At 44.2% G+C, this 23,078-nt stretch carries 21 protein-coding genes and 2 tRNA genes; 12 read left to right on the top strand and 11 right to left on the bottom strand.

The features are described 5' to 3' along the window. Positions 1 to 132: 132 nt before the first annotated feature. Positions 133 to 1,038, top strand: a complete 906-nt coding sequence (locus DN53_RS03875; protein ID WP_129653079.1) for an AraC family transcriptional regulator — start codon at positions 133 to 135, stop codon at positions 1,036 to 1,038. Positions 1,039 to 1,043: 5 nt separating this feature from the next. Here the strand turns inward: DN53_RS03875 and cysS are convergent, their stop codons facing one another. Then, a complete protein-coding gene (gene cysS / locus DN53_RS03870) occupies positions 1,044 to 2,525 on the bottom strand; it encodes a cysteine--tRNA ligase (RefSeq protein WP_129653078.1) in 1,482 nt (493 codons plus the stop codon). A 14-nt stretch (positions 2,526 to 2,539) separates the two neighbouring features. Beyond that, on the bottom strand, positions 2,540 to 3,220 hold the full coding sequence (gene folE / locus DN53_RS03865; protein ID WP_129653077.1) for a GTP cyclohydrolase I FolE: 681 nt from the start codon (positions 3,218 to 3,220) through the stop codon (positions 2,540 to 2,542). Positions 3,221 to 3,353: 133 nt separating this feature from the next. Between folE and DN53_RS03860 the strand changes: the two genes are divergently transcribed. Both DN53_RS03860 and DN53_RS03855 read left to right on the top strand, forming a co-directional pair. Then, positions 3,354 to 5,156, top strand: coding sequence for a T9SS type B sorting domain-containing protein (locus DN53_RS03860; RefSeq protein ID WP_129653076.1), 1,803 nt, complete (start codon positions 3,354 to 3,356; stop codon positions 5,154 to 5,156). 113 nt (positions 5,157 to 5,269) lie between these two features. Further along, on the top strand, positions 5,270 to 6,724 hold the full coding sequence (locus DN53_RS03855) for a T9SS type B sorting domain-containing protein (protein WP_129653075.1): 1,455 nt from the start codon (positions 5,270 to 5,272) through the stop codon (positions 6,722 to 6,724). 53 nt (positions 6,725 to 6,777) lie between these two features. On the opposite strand, the gene DN53_RS03850 is transcribed toward DN53_RS03855, so the two are convergent. Together DN53_RS03850 and DN53_RS03845 are read right to left on the bottom strand one after the other, a co-directional pair. After that, entirely contained in the window at positions 6,778 to 8,277 is a 1,500-nt protein-coding gene (locus DN53_RS03850; protein WP_129653074.1) for an OmpP1/FadL family transporter, read from the bottom strand. 38 nt (positions 8,278 to 8,315) lie between these two features. Continuing rightward, positions 8,316 to 9,614, bottom strand: a complete 1,299-nt coding sequence (locus DN53_RS03845) for a hypothetical protein (protein ID WP_129653073.1) — start codon at positions 9,612 to 9,614, stop codon at positions 8,316 to 8,318. A gap of 94 nt (positions 9,615 to 9,708) precedes the next feature. Here DN53_RS03845 and proS point away from each other — a divergent pair, with 94 nt between their 5' ends. From proS to rpsT, 4 genes are all read left to right on the top strand, one after another. After that, the gene (proS, locus tag DN53_RS03840) at positions 9,709 to 11,184 is read left to right on the top strand and encodes a proline--tRNA ligase (protein WP_129653072.1); all 1,476 of its coding nucleotides are present in this window, start codon (positions 9,709 to 9,711) and stop codon (positions 11,182 to 11,184) included. Positions 11,185 to 11,263: 79 nt separating this feature from the next. Continuing rightward, a tRNA-Glu gene (locus DN53_RS03835) sits at positions 11,264 to 11,335 on the top strand. Positions 11,336 to 11,394: 59 nt separating this feature from the next. Beyond that, a tRNA-Glu gene (locus tag DN53_RS03830) sits at positions 11,395 to 11,466 on the top strand. A 35-nt stretch (positions 11,467 to 11,501) separates the two neighbouring features. Further along, positions 11,502 to 11,753 (top strand): 30S ribosomal protein S20, encoded by a 252-nt coding sequence (gene rpsT, locus DN53_RS03825; RefSeq protein WP_129653071.1) that lies wholly within the window; start codon positions 11,502 to 11,504, stop codon positions 11,751 to 11,753. Between the two features lie 82 nt (positions 11,754 to 11,835). Here rpsT and DN53_RS03820 read toward each other — a convergent pair whose 3' ends face one another. The 3 genes from DN53_RS03820 to rho all read right to left on the bottom strand — a co-directional run bounded on the left by DN53_RS03820 (position 11,836) and on the right by rho (position 14,947). After that, the gene (locus DN53_RS03820) at positions 11,836 to 12,525 is read right to left on the bottom strand and encodes a hypothetical protein (protein WP_129653070.1); all 690 of its coding nucleotides are present in this window, start codon (positions 12,523 to 12,525) and stop codon (positions 11,836 to 11,838) included. Between the two features lie 13 nt (positions 12,526 to 12,538). Then, the gene (locus tag DN53_RS03815) at positions 12,539 to 13,216 is read right to left on the bottom strand and encodes a hypothetical protein (protein WP_129653069.1); all 678 of its coding nucleotides are present in this window, start codon (positions 13,214 to 13,216) and stop codon (positions 12,539 to 12,541) included. A 138-nt stretch (positions 13,217 to 13,354) separates the two neighbouring features. Next, a complete protein-coding gene (gene rho, locus DN53_RS03810; RefSeq protein ID WP_129653068.1) occupies positions 13,355 to 14,947 on the bottom strand; it encodes a transcription termination factor Rho in 1,593 nt (530 codons plus the stop codon). Positions 14,948 to 15,141: 194 nt separating this feature from the next. Between rho and DN53_RS03805 the strand changes: the two genes are divergently transcribed. Next, positions 15,142 to 15,552, top strand: coding sequence for a DUF4293 domain-containing protein (locus tag DN53_RS03805; RefSeq protein ID WP_129653067.1), 411 nt, complete (start codon positions 15,142 to 15,144; stop codon positions 15,550 to 15,552). 66 nt (positions 15,553 to 15,618) lie between these two features. Here the strand turns inward: DN53_RS03805 and DN53_RS03800 are convergent, their stop codons facing one another. Next, entirely contained in the window at positions 15,619 to 16,113 is a 495-nt protein-coding gene (locus DN53_RS03800; protein ID WP_129653066.1) for a metallophosphoesterase family protein, read from the bottom strand. Between the two features lie 88 nt (positions 16,114 to 16,201). On the opposite strand from DN53_RS03800, the gene truA reads away from it, so the two are divergent. Continuing rightward, positions 16,202 to 16,954, top strand: coding sequence for a tRNA pseudouridine(38-40) synthase TruA (truA, locus tag DN53_RS03795; RefSeq protein WP_129653065.1), 753 nt, complete (start codon positions 16,202 to 16,204; stop codon positions 16,952 to 16,954). Then, the gene (locus DN53_RS03790; RefSeq protein WP_129653064.1) at positions 16,941 to 18,713 is read left to right on the top strand and encodes an ABC transporter ATP-binding protein; all 1,773 of its coding nucleotides are present in this window, start codon (positions 16,941 to 16,943) and stop codon (positions 18,711 to 18,713) included. The genes truA and DN53_RS03790 overlap by 14 nt, the downstream gene beginning before the upstream one ends. Before the next feature lie 2 nt (positions 18,714 to 18,715). Here the strand turns inward: DN53_RS03790 and DN53_RS03785 are convergent, their stop codons facing one another. The 3 genes from DN53_RS03785 to folP form a co-directional block, all read right to left on the bottom strand. Continuing rightward, positions 18,716 to 19,396 (bottom strand): DUF3667 domain-containing protein, encoded by a 681-nt coding sequence (locus tag DN53_RS03785; protein WP_165357254.1) that lies wholly within the window; start codon positions 19,394 to 19,396, stop codon positions 18,716 to 18,718. Between the two features lie 83 nt (positions 19,397 to 19,479). After that, the gene (gene cdaA, locus DN53_RS03780) at positions 19,480 to 20,265 is read right to left on the bottom strand and encodes a diadenylate cyclase CdaA (RefSeq protein ID WP_129653062.1); all 786 of its coding nucleotides are present in this window, start codon (positions 20,263 to 20,265) and stop codon (positions 19,480 to 19,482) included. Positions 20,266 to 20,309: 44 nt separating this feature from the next. Further along, positions 20,310 to 21,143, bottom strand: a complete 834-nt coding sequence (gene folP / locus DN53_RS03775; protein WP_129653061.1) for a dihydropteroate synthase — start codon at positions 21,141 to 21,143, stop codon at positions 20,310 to 20,312. Positions 21,144 to 21,236: 93 nt separating this feature from the next. On the opposite strand from folP, the gene DN53_RS03770 reads away from it, so the two are divergent. Both DN53_RS03770 and DN53_RS03765 read left to right on the top strand, forming a co-directional pair. Continuing rightward, the gene (locus tag DN53_RS03770; protein ID WP_129653060.1) at positions 21,237 to 21,776 is read left to right on the top strand and encodes a DUF1599 domain-containing protein; all 540 of its coding nucleotides are present in this window, start codon (positions 21,237 to 21,239) and stop codon (positions 21,774 to 21,776) included. 187 nt (positions 21,777 to 21,963) lie between these two features. Further along, entirely contained in the window at positions 21,964 to 23,058 is a 1,095-nt protein-coding gene (locus tag DN53_RS03765) for a BT_3928 family protein (RefSeq protein WP_129653059.1), read from the top strand. Positions 23,059 to 23,078: the final 20 nt, after the last annotated feature.

Genomic DNA, 23,078 nt, shown 5'->3' with positions numbered 1-23,078 from the left:
ACCCGGTCATCTGACGTATTCTATTATTTTAGTGCACAATCCTGTTTACGGTTATATTTTTAACAATTATTGGGTCGTAATTTTTTATATTTAATAAGTATTAGGTTTAAATTTTACGAAGTAGGTATTGGTATGCAGCTTTCCGAACGATTTTATAAGGAACGAAAATTGGAGCATTTGGTGGAAAACCAAACCTCCTACACCTTGAACAATGCCGCCATGCATGTTTTTGAAACGCATCTGCAGGCGGAACGGGTATTGCTTCAATTTGACCAGCCCGTACTGGCTTCCATGCTCATTGGAAAGAAGGTGATGCATCTTCGCGATAAAAAGGCATTCGATTTTTTACCGGGAGAATCCTTGATTTTACCTTCCAATGAAATGATGTGCATAGATTTTCCAGAGGCCGATCAGGATAACCCTACCCGATGTTTGGCCATGGCCATATCCGACGAGAAGATACGCAGGGTCATTGGACTCATGAACGAGACCATGCCCAAGCACGATGGGTCTGAATGGGCTTTTGTCGATTACAATTTCCATTTTACCAATGATGCCAGTATCTATGGTATTATCCAAAGGTTGCTGTACCTCTTTACCGAAAACCACCCCTCCAAGGATTTCTTTGTGGACAATATGTTGCAGGAGTTGATTATCCGGATTCTGCAGGGAAGCAGGAAAAAGACCATTGAGGAGAATGCTTCAAAATTGGCCGGCCACAACCGACTGGCTTATACCGTCGACTATATCTCCACTCATTTGCATGAAAACTTATCGGTAGGTGAACTGAGTAAAAAGGCCTGCATGAGCGAATCCCATTTTCATAAGACCTTTAAAGAGGAATTGGGGGTAACGCCCATCGAATACATCAACAGTGAACGGATTAAAATGGCCGTAAAGTTGTTGCAGGACCCCAATAAAAAGATAAAGGAAATCTACTTGGAGTGCGGTTTTGAAAACCGTTCCTATTTCAATCGACTGTTCAAGCGAAAAATCAAGGCGTCTCCCGGAGAATACCAGTCCAAGTTTATGGGTTGATCCTATTAATTGATGCTGAACGTTGTGCCGTCCTTTCCATCCTTTAACTGAATACCCAAAGTGGTCAATTCATCCCTAATTTTGTCCGAAGTGGCAAAATCCTTGTTGGCCCTGGCTTCATTGCGCAGTTCAATCAGTAATTCCATAACACCATTCAAAGCGTTGGAATCATTTTGGCCCATGGATTGGTTCTCAATGCCCAAAACATCATAAACAAAACTGTTCATGGTGGATAAGAGCAACGCTTTGTCCGCTTCAGTGATGGTTTCGTCCCCTTCCTTGATAAGGTTGATGTGTTTTACGGCATCAAAAAGATGCGCAATAAGGATGGGCGTGTTGAAATCATCGTTCATGGCATCATAGCATTTTTGCTTCCATGCTTCCACATCAAAATTAGAGGATGCGCCTGTTTTTAACCCTTCCAAGCCGTTTAGGGCATCCATCAATCGGTTGTATCCCTTTTCCGAAGCCTGAAGGGCATCATCACTGAGGTCCAAGATGCTCGTGTAGTGGGCCTGCATCATAAAAAAGCGAACCACGGCAGGTGAATAGGCCTTGCTCAGGATATCGTTGTTGCCACTGATGATTTCAGAGGGATAAATATTGTTGCCCGTGGATTTGGACATTTTCTTTCCATTGAGGGTAAGCATGTTGGCATGGAGCCAGTACTTTACCGGAGATTTTCCGGTACTGGCCTCAGCTTGTGCAATTTCGCATTCGTGATGGGGAAACTTTAAATCCATTCCCCCGCCGTGAATGTCAAAGGTCTCCCCCAAATATTTGGTACTCATGGCGGTACACTCCAAATGCCATCCTGGGAAACCATCGCCCCAAGGTGAGGGCCAACGCATGATGTGCTGCGGTTCGGCTTTTTTCCAAAGTGCAAAATCCTGAGGGTTTTGTTTTTCATCCTGGGCGGTAAGCTCACGGGTATTGGCAATCATATCCTCCAACTTCCTTCCGCTCAATTTCCCATATTCATGATCCTTATTGAACTTGACCACATCAAAATACACGGAACCATTGACCTCGTAGGCCAATCCTTTCTCCAGGATATCCTTGATGATCTCTATTTGCTCAATAATGTGCCCGGTGGCAGTAGGTTCAATGCTTGGGGGCAATAAGTTGAATTGTTGCAGGGTGTTATGGAAATCCACCGTATAACGCTGTACCACTTCCATAGGTTCAATCTGCTCCAACTTTGCCTTTTTGGCAATCTTGTCCTCACCTTCATCGGCATCGTTCTCCAAATGCCCGGCGTCGGTAATATTGCGCACGTAGCGAACCTTATAGCCCAAATGTTTAAAGTACCTGAAAATCATATCGAAGGACATGAAAGTACGGCAGTTGCCCAAGTGCACATTACTATACACCGTGGGACCGCAAACATACATGCCCACATGGCCTTCGTTTATAGGTTCAAAAATTTCTTTTTTTCCAGAAAGTGAATTGTGTACTCTTAGGTTTTGGTCTTTGTAAGGTTGCATTTAAAAAGGTAGGATTAAAAGTCGGTATCCAGGTTGATGTAATCCAAAAATTCCCGTCTTACGGCTTCATCTTTGAATTTTCCGCCATATTCGGATGTCACGGTGCTACTTTCAATATCACGGATTCCCCTTGAATTTACGCAAAGGTGCTTGGCATCAATAACACAGGCTACATCTTCGGTGCCCAGTACGCGCTGCATCTCTTTCACGATTTGAATGTTCAATCGTTCCTGTACTTGGGGACGTTTGGCATAATAGTCCACAATACGGTTCATTTTGGAAAGCCCAACAACCGTACCGTTGGAAATATAGGCAATATGCGCCCTACCCACAATGGGCAATAAGTGGTGCTCGCAAGTGGAATAAAGAACAATGTTCTTTTCCACCAACATTTCGCCGTACTTGTATTTGTTCTCAAATGTGGAGGATTCCGGCTTTCTTTTGGGGTGCAGTCCGCCAAAAATTTCCTTTACGTACATCTTGGCGACCCGCTTAGGGGTGCCGGCCAAACTGTCATCATCCAAATCAAGACCCAAGGTCAACATAATTTCACGTACACTTTTCTGTATCCGTTCAATTTTTTCCTCATCGCTCAATACAAAAGCATCTTCCCTCATAGGGGTCTCGGTTGAAGAGCCAACATGATCGTTGCCCCTATCTTCATACTGTTCTTCCAATGCCTGCTCTATTTTCATAGCTGTTTCTTCAAGAAAGCAAAGATATACATTAATGAACTATTTAACATCTGATAGCGGAGGTTTGACAACATAAATTATTGTTAAGGAGGGGGACTTTCTACTTTTATAATGCCCAAACCTACAGTCTTTTATGGTGAAACCCTTTTTAAAAATACTATTTTGTTGCCTTGTTGGGCAAATTGGATATGCCCAAGTATCGCCGGATTGTGCCACTGCCATTCCCATTTGTAACAATACGCCCGTTAACGGGGGGACCAATGATTTTGGTGCAGATGATTTTAATGGGGCCGCTTCCAGCGGATGCTTGGAACAGACGGTTTCGGGCACCATAGAATCCAACTCCGCATGGTACCGTTTTCGTACTAATGCTTCAGGGCAATTGGGGTTCAATATTGGACATAATAGTTCGGAAGATTGGGATTTTGCACTCTACCAAGCCAGTGATTGTAATGCGTTGGGGGAACCTGTCCGTTGCAATTTTTTTGATAATAGTGACTCCAAAAGGTTTATTGGGGTGGGTGAGGACCCAACGGGTGATGAGGAATCCGTCCATTATGAAGACTGGCTCCAAGTAGAAGCTGGGCAGGATTATTATCTTTTTATCAATAACTTCAGCAATGTCAATTCTGGATTTTCCATACAGTTTACCGGTGAAATTTGGTTGACCAACCCCTACGATGCTTTGGACTGTTCCATCATCAACAATCTTTTGGGACCGCCTATCGCCGCTTGTGCTGATGAAACCGTAGTGTTGGATGCCAGCACCTCTGGTGCGGTAAGTTATGAGTGGTATAGGGATGCGGGCGGTGGATTTCAATTGATCTCTGGGGCAAATGCTTCTACCTACACTGTGCCCAATTCCGCGCAATATCGGGTTGTGGTCACAACCGGTACCGGAACCATTATAAGTGATGTCCAAGTGGGATTCAATGCAGTCCCTGCAACCAACACCATGAGTGATGTGGCTTTTTGCCATACGCCCGATACGATTTTTGACCTTTCCATAAAGGATACGGAGGCCTTGGGCTCCCAAGACCCGAACGATTTTATAGTGAGCTACCATAGTTCGCAGGCCGATGCCGATGCAGGAATTAATCCGCTGGAAAAGCAATACGCCAAAAGCCCGGGGCAAGAAACCGTTTATGTACGGACTACCTCGTTGGCCAATCCGGATTGTTATGATACGTCCGAAAGTTTTCTGTTGGACGCCATTGAGGTTCCTGAACTGACCTTTTCGGAGCAAATGGTGATTTGTGAAGGGGCTGGTGCCATTGTCATTGGGGAAACCATGCCCAATCCCAACTTTACCTATCAATGGAGTACCGGGGAACAAAGTCCAAGTATTATGGTATCCCAAGAAGGGGAATACACGGTCACCGTGACCCATACCTCCAGTGGTTCCTCTTGCGAAACCACTAAGACCATTACCGTGAATATTTCCGAATTACCGGTGATAACTGACGTGGAAATCGATGACTTTAAACCGAGGAATACGGTTAGGATCATCACGGAAAGCAATACCGAACTGGAATACCGATTGGATGATGGGGATTTTCAGTCCAGCAATACCTTTGAAGATGTGCTTCCCGGAAGGCATGAAGTCACCATGCGCGATATTTATGGGTGCGGTGAGGTCAAGGAAGATATTGTGGTCGTGGGCTATCTGTCCAGCTTTTCGCCAAACGGAGATGTGCTCAACGAACAGTGGCATGTGGAAGGTCTTTCAGAATTGAGTTCGCCCATAGTCACTATTTATGACCGTTATGGTAAATTGATCAAACAAATGACCGAGTTCGATGCCGGATGGGACGGAAACTTGAATGGTCAGCCATTGCCCTCTACCGATTATTGGTTCAAATTGTCCTATCTGGATGATAACGGTAATCGAGTGAACGCCAAATATCTGCAGAGCCATTTTTCTTTGGTGCGGTAGCGGAAATGCATTTCATCGATTAACGGCATATTTTTTCGACAAAAAATACTAAAAGAGCTTACTATGGAGTTATAGAGGTTATATGTAGCATAACCTTTAGCCCCAAAAATTCTATGAGAGCTCTATTTAGCGCTGTATGTTGCTTTTTACTTTCCTTCTTGGCAGCAAGCGCTCAAAACTCCCCAGATTGTAGAACAGCTATTCCTGTGTGTGCAGATGCCCCTATTATGGGAACCACCGATGGGAGTGGGGATATTGACGATTTTGACCCCGAGGTAATTATTCAGACCGGCTGTTTGGAGAAAGGGAGCAATAGCTCCGCCAATATTGAGCACAATACAGGCTGGTATGTTTTTAGGGCAGGTACCGACGGGCAAATTGGATTTGATATTGAAGCGCTTCCAAGCCCAGGTGGCATTATCACGGCAGAGTGGGATTTTGCGGTATATGGACCTTTTGACCAGACCACGGGACAAAACTTTTGTACCATAGTGGGTGATGGAACGGCCCAACCCATTCGATGTAATTACGAGACCAATGATACCGGTTTTACAGGGATTGGAATTAACCCTGTGGATGGTAGGGAAGGGGCTCCCTTTGTAAAGCAGAGCCAAAATACTTATGATGAATGGCTAAATGTCACCGCAGGTGAAATCTACTACTTGTACATCAACAATTATAACACCAATTTTGATGATGACCCCGAATCGTTTATCCTGACATTTACAGGGACTTCGGTGGATAATGATCAAGATACGGCCTTGGATTGTACCCTTCGGGATGAATTTTTGGGATTGGATATCACAGCCTGTGAAGGTGACCCGGATATTGTATTGAGTGCTCTGAATACACCTGTGGGTTCAGATATAGCTAATGTGGATTGGACAGTTGATTATGATGATGATGGGGTTATTGATGCTACATTGTCGGGAACAGGTCCTTTTGGGGCTGAGCTTGTGGTTTCGAGTCCCAATTCAGGACGTTATTATGCTGAAATTACAACAGCCTCAGGAACTCCACCGACAGTAAATGACCCAGGAGGTATTCTGATTACATTTTACGGTATTCCTAGTTTAACGGTAACCATTCTGGATGATTTGGTATACAGCGACCAAACCGATCCCTATAATGTTGAGTTTGTACCTGACGGCGATGGGGATTATGAATATGCCATCAATGGTGGGGAGTTTCAGGACGACCCTATTTTTATGGATGTGCCTCCTGGAATGAACGAGGTGGTCATCAATGATAAGAACGGATGCGGCATGTCGGACCCGATTCCGTTTTTGGTGGTGGGCTATCCCAAGTTCTTCACACCCAACGGGGATGGGGTGCACGACAATTGGAATGTGTATGGTATTGACCAGTTGTCCAATCCAACGGTATTCATCTTTGACCGCTATGGCAAGCTGTTGAAACAGTTGGATATCAATGCCGGTTGGGATGGTACGTTCAATGGAAGGGACTTGCCTTCTTCGGACTATTGGTTTAAGCTGGAATATGATCGTGACGACGAGGGCGTATTGGTGGCGCGGTCCGTTCGCAGACACTTTTCCCTAGTGCGCTAAAAAGAAAAAGGCCGGAATTCCTCCGACCTTGTGTTTTTTCAAAATACGTTACGTTAGAACTTGACCGTATATCCCAAGGAGATATTGGTGTTGATCCTATTGATCATGGCAGCGCTGTTGATACCGGAATCAAACAGGAAGGTATTTACATCCTGTTCTGTTCGGCTAAAGGCCAAATCCAGTCTGCTTCCGCCAAAGCTGTAGCCAATACCTCCAGAGAAACCATTCAGGTCTCCAATGATCTCTCCATCTTCATAAGGACTTTGCTCATAGCGATATCCCGCTCTTAAACTTACTTCATCAATACGGAATTCCCCACCCAGTCGATAGGTGTTGACCACGCCCAAGGCGTCAGCGATAAAATTGTTTTCCGAAGAAAAATTTGGATCTGATGTAGGTCTGAGCTCCGCTTGGGACATGTCTTGGTATCCATAGTCAAAACTCAAGAGGCCATCCTGCCCAAATACAATCGCAACGCTTCCGGTAAGTTTACCTGGAGTCTTGATTCGATATTCTTCGTAGAGGTTCACGATACCAAAGTCAATAAAATTGATGTCGGACACCGCCAATGAAGAGTTGATGCGCTGCGAGGTATCGTCCGTCAACTCATACCAGGTAGGAGATTGATAGCTACCGCCAACACGGACACTTTCGTTCAATTTGGCAATGGCGCCCAAACTGAAGGAAAATCCATATCCCTCCGTGTGCAAAAGATTGTCAAAGGTGGTGAATTGCACGGGTGAATCCTGATCGTATCCAGTTTCATCCATAAAAGTGACTCTATCGTACAAAATATTATGGAAGTTCAAGGAAGCTCCCAAATAAAGATTTTCTTGGTATTGCCCCGCAAAGTTCACGGTAAACTTGCTGTTGTAGCCGCTGGTGCTCTGTCGGTATTCCTGATTGACACTGTTGTATTCCGCATTGGAAAAATAGGAAGTGTTGTTATCATCGTCCACCGTAGGTTCAATAATACCTGCTTGGAACCCGAGAAAGGCTTGTTGGGCACCAAATCCAAGACTGGAACCAATGTCCAGATAGGCATCCTCTATATATTCACCTTGTTGCACACGCAAGGGGCCTAGGGCTTGTCCTTGCGCAAAGTTTAAGAAGTAGTTATCTATGCCCAAAGCGGTATTTCCTTCAGCAACAAATTTGTCGTCAAAGTTTTGGACCATGTCATAGTTGAAGGCCAATGCAAGTTTCTGCCATGGACTGTTTGCGGATTTGAAAACCAAAACCCCTCCAATTTGATTGAATTCCAATGAATTGTCTGTGGTATTTCGAAGGCTGTTCCCAAAAAGGGCATCATTGTTTCTGTGGTAGTTGGACCCGGTGACACTCAGTTCACTGAAATTGAATACCGCAGAGCCGGCAGGGTTCACATTTAAGGCCGATAAATCGCCACCAAGTGCGCCAAATGCACCGCCCATGGCTTGGAATCTGGCCGTTCCCTGAATATTTTCGGTGCTGTACCGCAAGACATCGTCTATGGTTTGTGCCGTTGCAAAAGTGCATGCCAATACCATTATGAAAGTTGAGATTCGTTTCATTTTCAATTTTTTAATGAGTTAAGATGGATTTCTGGGATTTACTGTCTTCCGCCACTTCTTCCTGATGAGCGCGAGCCACCGCTAGATCTACCTCCAGAACTTCTGGAGCTACTACCGGAACTTCGGTAGCTTCCACTACTTCTGGAACTGGAGCCACTGCTTCGGTAGCCACTGCTTCTTGAACTTGATCCAGAAGAAGACCTGCTGTAGTTGCTTCGACTTGGAGCACTACTACGTGAAGATTGGTAACTTCTGGTGCTTCTGCCGGAGCTACGATAATTTGGTGAGGAAGAACTACGGTTCACGGTTCCGCTTCTTCTGTAGGTGCCGCTGCTTCTTGTGGAAGGAGAGCTTCCGTAAGATCGGTATGTGCTGGAACCACCATTGCTATATCTGGGAGTGGTCCGCGTACTTCTACTGCTTCTGTAATCCCTGTTCCGTGCTATGGCATCGGCACTTACGGTTCTTCTTGAGCCCAAACCGCTATAGGTTCTGGAGCTTCTTGAAGAAGTAGCCGTTCTTCTACTCAAATTGGAACGTCCACTGTCCGTCCTGTATCTTGAGGTGTATCCGCTTGTTCTGGTCCTGGCGGCCAAATTGGAACTTCTTCTAAGGGTTGTGCCGGGAATGGTGTTGTACCCCCTACGAGTTCTATTATAGGCATAGTTTCTGCCGTAATGGTTGTTGTTATAATAGGGTCTCCAGCCGTAGTTGTAGTATCCGCCCCAACCACCATAGTAGCCTGCGTATCCCCAGCCACCATAGTAGGGGTAACCGCCCCAGCCATAGTAACCTGCATATCCCCAGCCCCAACGGTTATATCTCCATGGTCTGTTCCAGCCCCATCCCCAACTGTAGTAGGGATAGCCCCAGCCAAAACTCCAATAAGGGTCGTTCCAGCCGTAATAGCCGCCCCATCCCCAATTGTTGTCGTACACGTTGATGGTGAGACTGGTAGGGTTATCCCCCCATCCAGGATTGCCATTATAAGTATTGTTATAGGCGAAATAGTCGGTTTGTTCACCCAATGGAATGGTGTCGTTTTGCATTTGACTGGAATAGCTGTCAATATCGGTGAAGATTTCCTCGTCCAATATTTCAGCATATTCATCAGCCTTTTGGCCAAAATAATCGCCATATATGTTTTGTTCCTGTTCCTCAATGCGCATGGCCTCTGCAGATTTTTTCTCTACACGGACTACGCGGTCACCGCTGGAATAAATGCCATCTTCGTAATACGAAGCTTGCTGATACGATCCACAGGAAGCCACAAGGAGGGTGGCCACTGGGAGTATGGCAAAAGCTTGAAATTTTCTGTGGGGTAGTAACTTTATCATTGCGCAATTTTTATTGTTGAACATATTAAAAATAATTAGTTTTACCGAATTATTTTGCTAATGAAATCACAAGTTTTGTGCCAAACTATAGTAGATGGGTAAAAATTTAACGAGTAGAGCAGAGGATTATTCCAAATGGTATAATGAACTTGTCGTAAAGTCAGATTTGGCTGAGAATTCGGGAGTTAGAGGGTGTATGGTCATCAAACCCTATGGCTATGCCATATGGGAAAAGATGCAGGCCCAATTGGATAAAATGTTCAAGGAAACAGGTCATGAGAATGCCTATTTCCCCTTATTCATTCCGAAATCTTACTTAAGTAAGGAAGCAAGTCATGTAGAAGGTTTTGCGAAGGAATGTGCAGTGGTAACACACTATCGTCTGAAGAATGCAGAAGATGGTAGTGGGATCATAGTGGACGAGGATGCCAAGTTGGAGGAGGAACTCATTGTGCGTCCTACTTCTGAAACCATTATCTGGGATACGTATAGAAGATGGGTGCAGTCCTACCGCGATTTGCCCATCATGGTGAACCAATGGGCCAATGTGGTGCGATGGGAAATGCGTACGCGTCTCTTTTTACGCACGGCTGAGTTTTTATGGCAGGAAGGCCATACGGCCCATGCCACTCGGGAAGAAGCCGTGGCCGAAGCGGAGCAGATGATGAACGTATATGCCGAGTTTGTTGAGGAGCATATGGGTGTTCCGGTAATGAAGGGGACCAAAACGGCCAGTGAGCGTTTTGCAGGAGCGGAGGAAACCTACTGTATCGAGGCATTGATGCAAGATGGAAAGGCGCTCCAAGCAGGGACCTCTCACTTTTTGGGGCAGAACTTTGCCAAGGCATTTGATGTGAAATTCGCCAATAAAGAAGGAAAACAAGAATATGTATGGGCTACCTCATGGGGGGTTTCCACACGACTTATGGGAGCTTTGGTCATGACGCACAGTGATGACAATGGTTTGGTGCTTCCGCCGAAACTGGCACCCATTCAAGTGGTGATCGTGCCCATTTATAAAGGATTGGAACAATTGGATGCCATTTCTGAAAAAGTGGAACCCTTGGTAAAAGAACTGCGTTCCAAGGGACTTTCCGTTAAATATGATAAAAGGGATACCCATAAACCGGGATTCAAGTTCAATGAATATGAGTTGAAAGGGGTTCCCGTGCGTTTGGCCGTTGGGCAACGCGATTTGGAAAATGGGACCTATGAAGTGGCCCGTAGGGATACCATGCAAAAAGAGTCTGTAAAGGCAGAAGATGTTGTGGAAAAGGTGGTATCGCTCATGGATGACATCCAAGAGAACATTTATAATAAGGCCCTGGCATATAGAAAAGATCATATCACCCAGGTGGATACCTATGAGGAGTTCAAGCGGGTGATTGAGGAAAAGGGTGGATTTGTTTCCGCACATTGGGACGGAACGGCCGAAACCGAAGAGCGGGTAAAAGAAGAGACCAAGGCTACCATTCGCTGCATTCCGTTGAATGTGGAAAAGGAAGAAGGAGTCTGCATGGTAACAGGAAAACCATCAACCCAAAGGGTATTGTTTGCAAAGGCCTATTAAGTAGGTGCAAAAAATAATAATTACTGTTGCAAGACTTAAAAATAGTTGTATTTTTGCATCCGCAATTGTGCAACCTTATGGCCCGTTCGTCTAGGGGTTAGGACGCCAGGTTTTCATCCTGGTAACAGGGGTTCGATTCCCCTACGGGCTACAAAGTTCAATGGAATACTGGAAAACACTGGTCTTTGATCAGGTTTTCAAATTAATTACGGCCCGTTCGTCTAGGGGTTAGGACGCCAGGTTTTCATCCTGGTAACAGGGGTTCGATTCCCCTACGGGCTACAAAAAAAAGGATTTAGAAAGTATAAATTTAGGCAATGGCAAACCATAAGTCAGCATTAAAGAGAATCAGAAGAAACGAAGCAGTACGCTTGCGCAACAGGTATCAGCACAAAACCGTGCGTAATGCCATCAAGAAATTGCGTAACGAAGAAGACAAGAAAGCTGCAGAGGCTTTGTTGCCTACCGTTGTTGGAATGATCGATAAATTGGCGAAGAAGAATATCATCCACACCAATAAGGCTTCCAACTTGAAAAGCAAATTGATGAGCAGAGTTGCAGGAATGTAACATTGGCCATGATTCAGTATAAAAAAGCTCCCATATTGGGAGCTTTTTTTATGGTTTGGACTTTTCTCTTCTTTGGATATATTCAACGGAAGGCTTTTCGCTGACCCAACAGTAAACCAATGATAAAAAGGATGTACATGACCAGAATGAGAAAGAGCAGGGCGCTTCGCAAATGTAAATAGAACCACAGGTTTGCATTGGTGTGGCCAATCATTAATATATAGGGTACTGTCAGATAAAAGATGAGACTGCCCAAACTTATCCAAAACAACAGGTTGTTCTTTTGCGGATAGGGATTGATTTCCCGCCTTTTTTCCTTAAAGTAAAAAATGATGCTCATGATCAAAACCCAAGATCCTACAATATCTCCATAGAAGAGGCCTTCATAAAAGGGATTTTTAAAGAAAATGTTTATCACATACCCCAATAACATCAGAATAACCCCGTATTGTATCCATTTTTTATACTGCTTGGATTGAATGGTTTTATAGTATATCCGGCAGAAAAACAAAAATGTAATGATCTGGTAGATATTATAAATGATGATATTGCGCCAAGCGTACCGCTCATCCGAGAAGAACTGGAAGTCTTCATAATACTTAATGAAATAGCCGAGCAACTCCGTAAAGAAGGTATAGGCAATGAACATAGGTAAGTATTTCAAAACGGTGTCAAAATACCGTCTATACGTAAATACCGATATCAGCCATGTCAACAAGTACAAAGGAAGGTAGTACTGATCCTTTAAAAAAGTGTAGAGCTCTTGGACCATGACGGTCTATTAATTAATAATCAGTCCATGGTGGAGGGGATGAGTTCCCTCTATTTAAGGCAAGGCTTTGTTCTCCTGCGGTACTTGCGGGGCTACTAAGGCTGGGAACAAAACTGGCCTGCGATTTTTGTTTGTTGTCGATGGTGCTACCCACTTCGGTTTGCCCTACGGCATTCTTGATGAGTTTTGCTTTGCCATCAGCCCCAATATAGAACCCGTATTCACCGCCATCCGCTTTCATGGCGGGAACGATAAAAAGTGAGTTCTGTCTGGGATGCACAATTTTTTTCCCATCGGGGAAATCTTCCTGGTCTGGATAATTGGCAAAATAAAAACGAAGCGAAGAAATGTCCACTTGGGCATTTTGGGCTTCTTGCTCCAAGAAAGCCATATATTGTTTGATTTCTTCGTAGCTGAATGCGGTGAACCGGGCAACTTCAAACTTGCTTTCCGGGCTGCGTTCTGCTTCAAACTGTTGGATTATTTCAGCCCTGTTCTTGGTGTAATTGTCGTAAAGGGACTTTGATTCTTCCAAGGAAATGATTCCTTTGGGGGGCTCAATCCTTTCTTGGGATTGTTCAGCGGCATTGGATTCTGTGGATTCTTCCTTTTTTGGAGCTTGCTGACACGCCCCAAGCATGAGTAAAAAAGCACCTAGACCAATAGCTGCTATTTTTTTGTTTTTTTTCATCTTTTCAAAGTATTAAAGTTCGGTTTTGAGGAAACGATTTAAAGATATGCTTTTTCTTTAAAACGGGTAAAGAAAAAACCCTCAGGAATTTTCCTGAGGGTTTTTAAATTATTGAATTACAGTATTTTAAAAAAATAACTATTCATTCATAGTCAATAGGAACTCTTCGTTGTTCCTGGTTTGCTTTATGCGCTGTTCCATGAATTCCATGGCCTCAACCGGGTTCATGTCCGCTAAATACTTGCGCATGATCCACATACGTTGAATGGTATTTTCATCCAATAGCAAATCATCTCTTCGCGTAGAGGAAGAAATAAGGTCGATGGCAGGGAAGATCCTTCGGTTGGAAATACGTCTATCCAACTGAAGTTCCATGTTACCCGTACCCTTGAATTCCTCAAAGATAACCTCGTCCATTTTGGAACCGGTCTCTGTCAATGCTGTGGCGATGATGGAAAGAGATCCACCATTCTCAATATTCCTGGCAGCACCAAAGAACCTTTTGGGCTTGTGTAGGGCGTTTGCATCAACACCACCACTCAATACCTTTCCGGAAGCAGGCTGTACCGTATTGTAGGCACGGGCCAAACGTGTGATGGAATCCAAAAGGATAACCACATCATGACCGCATTCCACCAATCTTTTGGCTTTGTCCAATACAATATTGGCTACGCGCACGTGCTCGGAAGCCTCCTTGTCAAAGGTAGAGGCGACCACCTCGCCACGTACATTACGTTGCATGTCGGTGACCTCTTCAGGACGTTCGTCAATCAATAGGATAATCTGGTATACCTCAGGATGGTTGGCGGCAATGGCATTGGCGATATCCTTCAAGAGCATGGTCTTACCCGTTTTGGGCTGTGATACGATCATACCACGTTGCCCTTTACCAATGGGGGAGAACAAATCCATGATTCGTGTTGAGATAGTGCTCTGTCTTTCTGCCAATTTAAATTTTTCCTTTGGGAACAAAGGGGTCAAGTGCTCAAAAGCAACACGATCACGAACCACTTGTGGGTCCAAACCGTTGATTTTGTTCACCTTGATCAAAGGGAAATATTTTTCACCTTCTTTCGGAGGTCTAATGTTTCCTAAAACCGTATCTCCAGATTTTAGACCAAACAATCTAATTTGGGATTGCGATACATAAATATCATCGGGAGAGGAAAGGTAGTTGTAGTCCGAAGAACGCAAGAACCCATATCCGTCTTGCATGATGTCCAATACACCTTCGCTCTCAATAATGCTATCAAACTCAAATTCAGGCTCTTTGTACCTGTTTTTCAAGTCTTTGTCAAAATTATTGTTCTTTTTGTCGTGCGAATTGCTTTTTTGGTGTTGGTTGTTTCTCCTGTTGTTTTGCCCTTTTTGTGGACTGTTCTGTTTGTGCTCTTTTTTGGGAGCATGTACTTTGTTTTCCTCTTTTTTCTCCTCGGAACCTGTTTCTTTTACATTCTCAGTGGTTTCTTTGGGGGTGTTTTTTTGCTCCTGGGCAGGAGCTTGCGCCTTGGGGCGTGGAGTTCTTTCGCGTCGGGGTTTGGGAGTTGCAGCTTTTTTCTCAGGAGCAGCTGCGCTCTCTACTACCGCTTTTGGGTTGGATGCCTGTACATCAAGAATTTGGTATACCAAGTCCAATTTCTTTAAGGACTTGAATTTGGGAACATTAAGGCCCTTTGCAATTTCTTGCAGTTCAGGAAGCTTTTTAGCTTTTAGATCTGAAATCTCGAACATTAAGTGATGAATAAGTTAAACGTGTCTAAATCTGAAAATAATTGAAGTAAAAGTTATTGGGGTGCTACTGGAGGAAAGATTTCCTGGGTAAGTACTTCGCTAATAACGCCACAAGTATACAAATTATTTTTTAAGAATAAGGGGTCATTTTTCAAAAAGACGCCTATTTTTGCATTTCCAAAGCAATTTGCACAATGATTCAACGGATTCAGACGTTTTTTTTGCTGGTAGTGGCCCTGTTGACGGGTGTACTTCCCTTTTTTCTGAATTTGTGGGTAACGGTTGATGGGGCGGAAATCTATGCCCAAAATGAAGTGTTGGTCAGCATTGTGTTTTATGTATCTGCGGTCTTGGCCGTAGTGTCCATTTTAATGTATAAAAACAGACAAAATCAATTTGTGGTAAACAGATTGAATATGATATTGAACCTTTTTTTACTAGGATTTTTCGTTTATCGGTCGCTAAGTCTATCCGGAGGGACCCAGGTCTCTGAGAAGGGTATTGGGATGCTGATTCCTGTATTTTCTATCGTTTTTCTGGTCCTGGCCAACAGGGCTATCAAAAAGGATGAAGATCTTGTAAAATCTGTTGATCGCTTACGTTAAACCTAACATCTTAGTAGTATTAGTGCGAAGAAAATCCCGGCTTAGGTCGGGATTTTTGTTTTTGGCTTACCGTTGTCCCAATTCAATCACCTCCAGATCCGATATTTTATCCCCATCGATCACAAACCGTAGCATGGTCCGTACTTGATGGAACCCATGTTTGCCGCACGCCCCGGGATTCATATGCAGCAATCCCAGTTTTTTGTCGTTCATCACCTTTAAGATATGGGAATGCCCACAGATGAAGAGTTTTGGGGGATTGTGGCGAATCTCATCACGTACCCTGACATTATATCTGTTCGGATAGCCCCCTATATGTGTGATCCATACATCCACGCCCTCACACATAAACCTGTTGTTTTCTGGAAATTCCTTTTGAATCACATGGTCGTCAATATTGCCATGTACCCCGCGAACAGGCCTTAAGGCCTCCAATTGGTCGGTCACCTCCAAGCTTCCAATGTCCCCTGCATGCCAAATTTCATCGGCCTGTGCCGCATATTTTAAGATGGTGGGGTCCATGTGTCCGTGGGTGTCCGAAAGCAAAAGAATCTTGGTCATAACGCTAAAAATATGCTAAAAAATAGGGCTTGGGTTCGTGTTGGAGGGGATTGGATTATCTTTAACGACTTAAAAGTAAGGGATCCCTTTGAGATATTTTATCCAATTTTCCTATTTCGGGAAAGCATACCATGGATGGCAGAACCAACCCAATGCCATTACCGTGCAGGAAGTGCTTGAGAAAGCCTTGTCCACTCTTTTGCGACAAGAAGTAAGTGTCGTGGGGGCGGGCAGGACCGATACCGGTGTGCATGCCAAGGAGATGTTTGCCCATTTCGATTTTGATGAAATCGGGGATCGGGAGGAATTGGTGTATCGACTCAATGCTTTTTTGCCCGAAGATATTTCCGTTCAACAGATATATGTGATGAAACCTGAGGCCCATGCCCGGTTTGATGCCGTTGAACGGACCTATGAGTATTGGTTGGTTCAGGAAAAGAACCCCTTTTATTTCGACTTTGCACATTATGCAAAGCATTCCCTGGATTTGGAAGCGATGAACCAAGCCGCTTCCCTTTTATTGGGGCATAAGGATTTTGAGTGTTTTTCCAAATCCAATAGCGATGTAAAGACCTTTTTGTGCGACGTGAAAGAGGCTGCTTGGGAAAAGAAGGATGATAAGTGGGTGTTCACCATCACGGCAGATCGTTTTCTAAGGAACATGGTCAGGGCCATAGTAGGAACTTTATTGGATGTGGGGATGGGGAAGATAAACCCTGAGGATATCAACACAATATTGGAGAGCAAGGATAGGGGAGAGGCAGGGGTATCCGTCCCGGCAAAAGGATTATATTTGACCAAGGTTTTATATCCAAAAGAACTATTTGATGAGCAAAAGTGACGAAATAGGAAAAGCATTTGATTTTGGTCTGTTCAAACGGATTTTTGCACACACCAAGCCCTACAGGGGTATCTTTTGGGTAGTGGCACTTGCGGCCATACTTTCAGCAGCTTTTGCGGTGGAAATTCCCATCTTGGTGCGGGACATCGTCAACGAGGCTTTGGAAAACAAGGATAGTCAAAAATTGTTGACCACCATACTTTTTATGTTGGCCGTCTTGGTGGGGCAGGTGGTCACACAACTTTTGTTCAGCTATTACGCCAACCTTTTGGGAGAATCCGTGATCAAGGATATCCGTATCCGTCTTTTTGAAAAGATGATGAGCTTTAAGATGACCTATTTTGACAATTCCTCCATTGGGGTTTTGGTCACAAGGGCCGTGGCGGATATGCAACGTATCGGTGAAATTTTCAGTCAAGGATTTTTTATGATCGTGGCCGATGTGCTCAAAATGCTGTTGGGTGCGGCGATAATGTTGTACACCAATTGGAAGCTGGCCTTGATCGTGTTTGCCATCTTACCCGTGATCTTGATTGCTACGCGCTTGTTCCAGCAAGCCATGAAAGTGGCGTTTATTGAGGTTCGTTCGCAAGTGGCCAACCTCAATTCCTTTGTGCAGGAACGCATCGCCGGGATGAAGATCGTGCAGCTTTTTAACCGGGAGGAAATCGAAAAGGAAAAGTTCAGGGCCATCAACGAGAAACATCAGAATGCATGGCTCAAGACGGTTTGGTACAACTCTATCTTCTTCCCCGTGGCCGAGATATCCTATTCCATAGGAATTGGAATGGTGGTTTATTTTGGGGTGATACAGAATATTGAAAATGTGGCCCTTAATGATACGGGTTCCATTTTTGCCTTCTTTTTCCTGATGGACCTTTTGTTCCGACCATTGCGACAGATTGCCGATAAGTTCAATACCCTTCAAATGGGAATGGTGGCTGCCAACCGGGTGTTCAAGATTTTGGATACCGATAGTCATATTGCCGATGAAGGCGATGTGGAGAAAGCAGAAGTCAAAGGAGATATCGAGTTCAAAGATGTACGATTTGGTTACATTAAGGATGAAGAAGTACTCCATGGTATTTCGTTTAAGGTGGACGTGGGTGAGACCGTGGCCATTGTTGGGGCAACGGGAGCCGGAAAGTCCACCATCATCAACCTGCTCAACCGGTTTTACGAGATCAATTCGGGGTCGATTTTAGTGGATGGTATGAATATTCAGGACTATACCCTGAAATCCCTTAGGTCCCATATTGCTATTGTGCTGCAAGATGTATTCCTGTTTGCGGACACCATAGCCCATAATATTTCACTTCGTGATGAGTCCATAACCATATCCCAGATAGAGGATGCCGCCAAACAAATAGGGGTGCACGATTTTATCTCCAGCCTTCCTGGCGGATACCAATACAATGTGAAGGAAAGGGGATCCATGCTCTCCAGTGGACAACGTCAATTGATTGCCTTTCTGAGGGCCTATGTAAGCAACCCAAGTATTTTGATCTTGGATGAGGCCACGTCCTCCGTGGATACCTATTCCGAGCAATTGATACAACAGGCCACGGACAAGATTACTGAAGGAAGAACATCCATCATCATTGCCCACCGACTCGCTACCATTAAAAAAGCCAGTAAGATCATTGTCATGGATCAAGGGCAGATTGTTGAAATAGGCACCCATAAAGAGCTTGTGAAAAAAGGAGGGTATTACAGCGATCTATATGAGGCACAGTTCCTGGCCGAAGAAGTTGCCTGATCCTATATCCTAAAATCTTCGATGGATATTCGCCCTGTCGCCATGGAAACGAACAGAATCAGTGTTCCGATGACCAGCATGAGGATAACAAAGAGAATTAGGTAGAAAAAACCACGGAGAAAAGTGCTCCAAAAGCCAATTTGGTATATTTTTTTGAATACATAGAATTGGTAGGTTACTGTCAAGAGTAAAAAAGACCACGTAAAAAGGTCATATCTCATGTTCGTCAACCCAAATAAGGGCAGGCAAACAAGTACCTGAACCATGGAAACCTGACCGGTGATGTATGCATTGGCCACCAAATGTTCCGTGAAATTTAATTTCTTCTTATCGAAAAAAAGCAACCATGTCATCAAGGCATACATCGGGACAATCAAATAGGTAATGATACTCTGATAGTCGAATATGTAATCCATGTTTGGTGTCTTCCCGTTGCTGGTGAGGTTACCCGGTGTCAGATCAATGTGGTATACATTCCTAAGCACAAAAAACAGAATTCCAACCAACGTTATGGCTATGGCAAAGTAGCTGATTGGACTCATGTATTTTTTTCGGGTTCCGGAGATGTAGCCAGTAATGACGCGCTCCGGTTGCGTGAAGAGATGTCCAAAAGTTTTGAATAGAGTGTTGTCCAGATTAAAGACCAGATAGCCCAAATCCTGGGTCACACTTTTTAAGGTCAATCTATTACGGATTACTTTAGCTCCACAAGAAGGGCAATAACCATAGTCAGGGTTTAAACTGGTATGGCAATTTTTACAATGCATTACCCTAAATCTTTTTTGATGAGGGCAGTAAGCTCATCCAAATTTTTAAAAGGAATGAATTCCCCATTTTTAATATAGGAGATAGAGCCGGTTTCCTCACTCACCACTAAACAAACGGCATCTGTTTTCTCTGTAATGCCTACGGCGGCCCTATGCCTCAATCCAAAACGCAATGGGATGTTTCGATCATTGGAAACGGGCAAAATTACCCTAGTGGCCGTAATAAAATTGTCCTGGATCACTATGGCGCCATCATGGAGCGGGCTGTTCTTGAAGAAAATACTTTCCAGAATAGGTTGGGTGATCTCAATGTTCATGACATCCCCGGTAGATTTGACAATATCCAGGGAATTGTTGCGCTCTATTACAATGATGGCCCCTGTCTTGGTGTCGGCCATACGGTCGCAGGCGCCAACAATGGCATCCACATCCGTGTCCGAGGGCATGGCTTCCTGTTTCAAAAACTTGAAATGACGGATAAAATTTCGCTTGGAGGCCAGATTGGTGGAGCCTACCATCAATAAAAATTTCCGGATTTCCTGCTGGAACACAATGATCAAGGCAATAAGCCCAATGTTCATGAACCCACCCACCATACTACTGATCATTTTCATTTGCAATAGTTCCGTAAGCTTCCACAAGGCCCAAACAATAACAATCCCAATAAAAATATTGATGGCCACAGTGCCTCGTACCAATTTGTACACGTAGTACAGTAGCGCGGCCACTAAGACGATGTCTATGATATCTGTGATTTTAAACTCTAGAAAATTTAGAAAATCCAACCGCGGTGTTTTTGTAAAATTAGCAAAAATAGAAGAACCAAAAACTAGAGGGCATTGGCTTTTAAGGCCGATACCAGTTTTACGCATTCCATAGCCTCCTTGACATCATGGGCCCGTAGAATATTTGCCCCTTTCAACAATGCAATCGTGTGGAGGGCGGTGGTGCCGTTCAAAGCTTCCTTTGGATTGGAATCCAATACTTTATAGATCATGGATTTTCGGCTTAACCCAATCAAAAGGGGAAGGTCAAAGGTCTTGAAAAGATCCAAGTGGTTCAACAAGGTATAGTTTTGTTCGGTGGTCTTGGCAAAGCCAAAGCCGGGATCTATAATGATGTCATTTATTTTTTGGGAAGTGGCTTCCTGCACTTTTTCGGAAAAGTAATGTCGAAGATCTTTGATCAAATCGGTATAGGTGGCCTCTTTTTGCATGGATTGTGGAGTGCCTTTCAAGTGCATCATAATATAAGGTACTTGGTGTTGGGCGACCGTTTTGAACATCTCCTCATCCAAATTGCCTGCGGAAATATCATTGATGATGGCCGCACCCCGTTCCAAACTTTCCAAGGCGACCTTGCTCCGGAAGGTATCCACAGAGATCAAGGTATCTGGGAATTTTTTTAGGATCAATTCTATGACAGGCAGCATGCGTTTCAACTCCTCATCCTCATTCACATGTTCCGCTCCGGGGCGAGAGCTATAGGCCCCCATGTCTATAAAGGTGGCACCATGTTCTAACATGTATTCCACTTGATTCAATATAGAGGCTTCGTCTTTGTACGCCCCCCCATCAAAAAAAGAATCCGGGGTAAGGTTAAGAATGCCCATCACTTTGGGCACCGTAAGATCTATAAGCTCACCTTTACAGTTTATGGTCATAAAAAATATCTCCTTTGTTGGGTTTCACTATCTTTGGCAAAGTGCCCAGAGCACTTTTATTTGGACGAAATTTACGCAAATTAGCAACAATACATGCAGCAGACTTCCCAACAGTACGATGCGGTGATCCATACCTGCCGGGAATTGTTTTTAAAAAAAGCACAGGACTACGGTACCGCCTGGCGGATTTTGCGCCTACCTTCCCTGACCGATCAGATTTTCATCAAGGCCCAACGCATCCGTAGCCTTCAACAGAACGATGTGCGAAAGGTGGACGAAGGAGAACAATCAGAATTCATTGGGATCATCAACTATGCCATCATGGCCTTGATCCAGATTAAAAAAGGAGTGGCCGAACAACCCGATCTGACCGCCGAGGAAGCCATTGCCCTGTACGATGCCGAAGTGGCCATCACCAAAAAGTTGATGGAAGACAAAAACCACGATTACGGAGAGGCCTGGCGCGATATGCGGGTAAGTTCATTGACGGACCTTATCCTGCAGAAGTTGCTTCGTGTAAAGCAGATTGAGGATAATCAAGGTGCCACATTGGTAAGTGAAGGCGTGGATGCCAACTATCAGGATATGATCAACTATGCGATCTTTGCGCTTATTCATCTAAATTCCAAATAAAAGAAGATGGCAAGGGTAATTGTATTAAGGAGAAAAGGGGAAAGAGTCAAGAACCAAGACAAAAAAGACTGTTGAGTTTTTTAGCAATTACATATCATACCTATAGCCATCAATCCATTGGTGAAAATTTGTGTGATTTATGTCAGATTAAGGTTTTTACTAAGTTGGAATTTATTTTGAAACACACATGAAATATTTGGTTTGGATTTCAAGAATCTTTGTAGGGGTGCTTTTCATCATCAGTGGCCTCATTAAACTGAACGACCCCGTAGGATTTTCGTTCAAATTGGAGGAATATTTTAGCCCCGGTGTACTGGACTTGCCCATTTTTCTGCCCATGGCCTTGGGCATTTCCATTTTTGTAGTGATCGTTGAGGTGATCTTGGGGGTGTTGCTCCTTATCGGGTTTAAGCCGAAGCTTACGGTTTGGAGTCTTTTGTTGATGATCGTATTTTTTACCTTCCTCACATTTTACTCGGCCTATTTCAACAAAGTGACCGATTGTGGATGTTTTGGTGATGCCGTAAAACTGACGCCTTGGGAATCCTTTACCAAGGATGTGATACTGTTGGTTTTTATTCTGATTTTATTTTATGGACGGAAATACATCACTCCACTTTTCAATACAAAAACCAATTGGATGGTAGGTGGAGCAGCTTTACTGGCCTGTATTTTGTTTGCCAACCATGTTTTGAACCATTTGCCATCCGTGGATTTCCGGCCTTATAAAATTGGCGCCAACATTCAGGAGGGGATGACGGTGCCAGACGATGCACCACAACCCCTGTACGAATACGCTTGGCGTTTCAAAGTGAACGGGGGCGAGCAAACCATAGTCACCAATGGGGAATACCCTAGCGTGGAGGGTGAGTTTATAGATGTGGAGACTACACAGATTCAAGCGGGGTACGAGCCTCCCATCCATGATTTTACCATTGAAAAGGACGGTCAAGATTATGCGGCCGAACTTTTGGAGGAGGATAAGCTGATTATGGTGGTGGCCTATGATCTGGCCAAGAGCAACTACGATTTTTTCCCCGAAGTGGCCCAAGTGACCAATGAAGCAAAGGAAAAGGGATATACCGTAACCGGTATGTCGGCCTCAAGTGACGATTTGGCCAATCAGGTGGAACAAAAATATAAGCTGGATTTCGACTTTTACTTTACGGATGAGACCACATTGAAGACCATTGTGCGCTCCAATCCCGCAATTTTGGTTTTACGAAAAGGTACCATTCAGCAAAAGGTGCATTATAACGATTTAGATAAACTTACGCTTTAAACATAACCCACAAAACAACA

The organism is Flagellimonas olearia, from assembly GCF_004150225.1.
Taxonomy (GTDB): Bacteria; Bacteroidota; Bacteroidia; order Flavobacteriales; family Flavobacteriaceae; genus Flagellimonas; species Flagellimonas olearia.
This window is presented reverse-complemented; position numbering and strand designations above follow the sequence as displayed.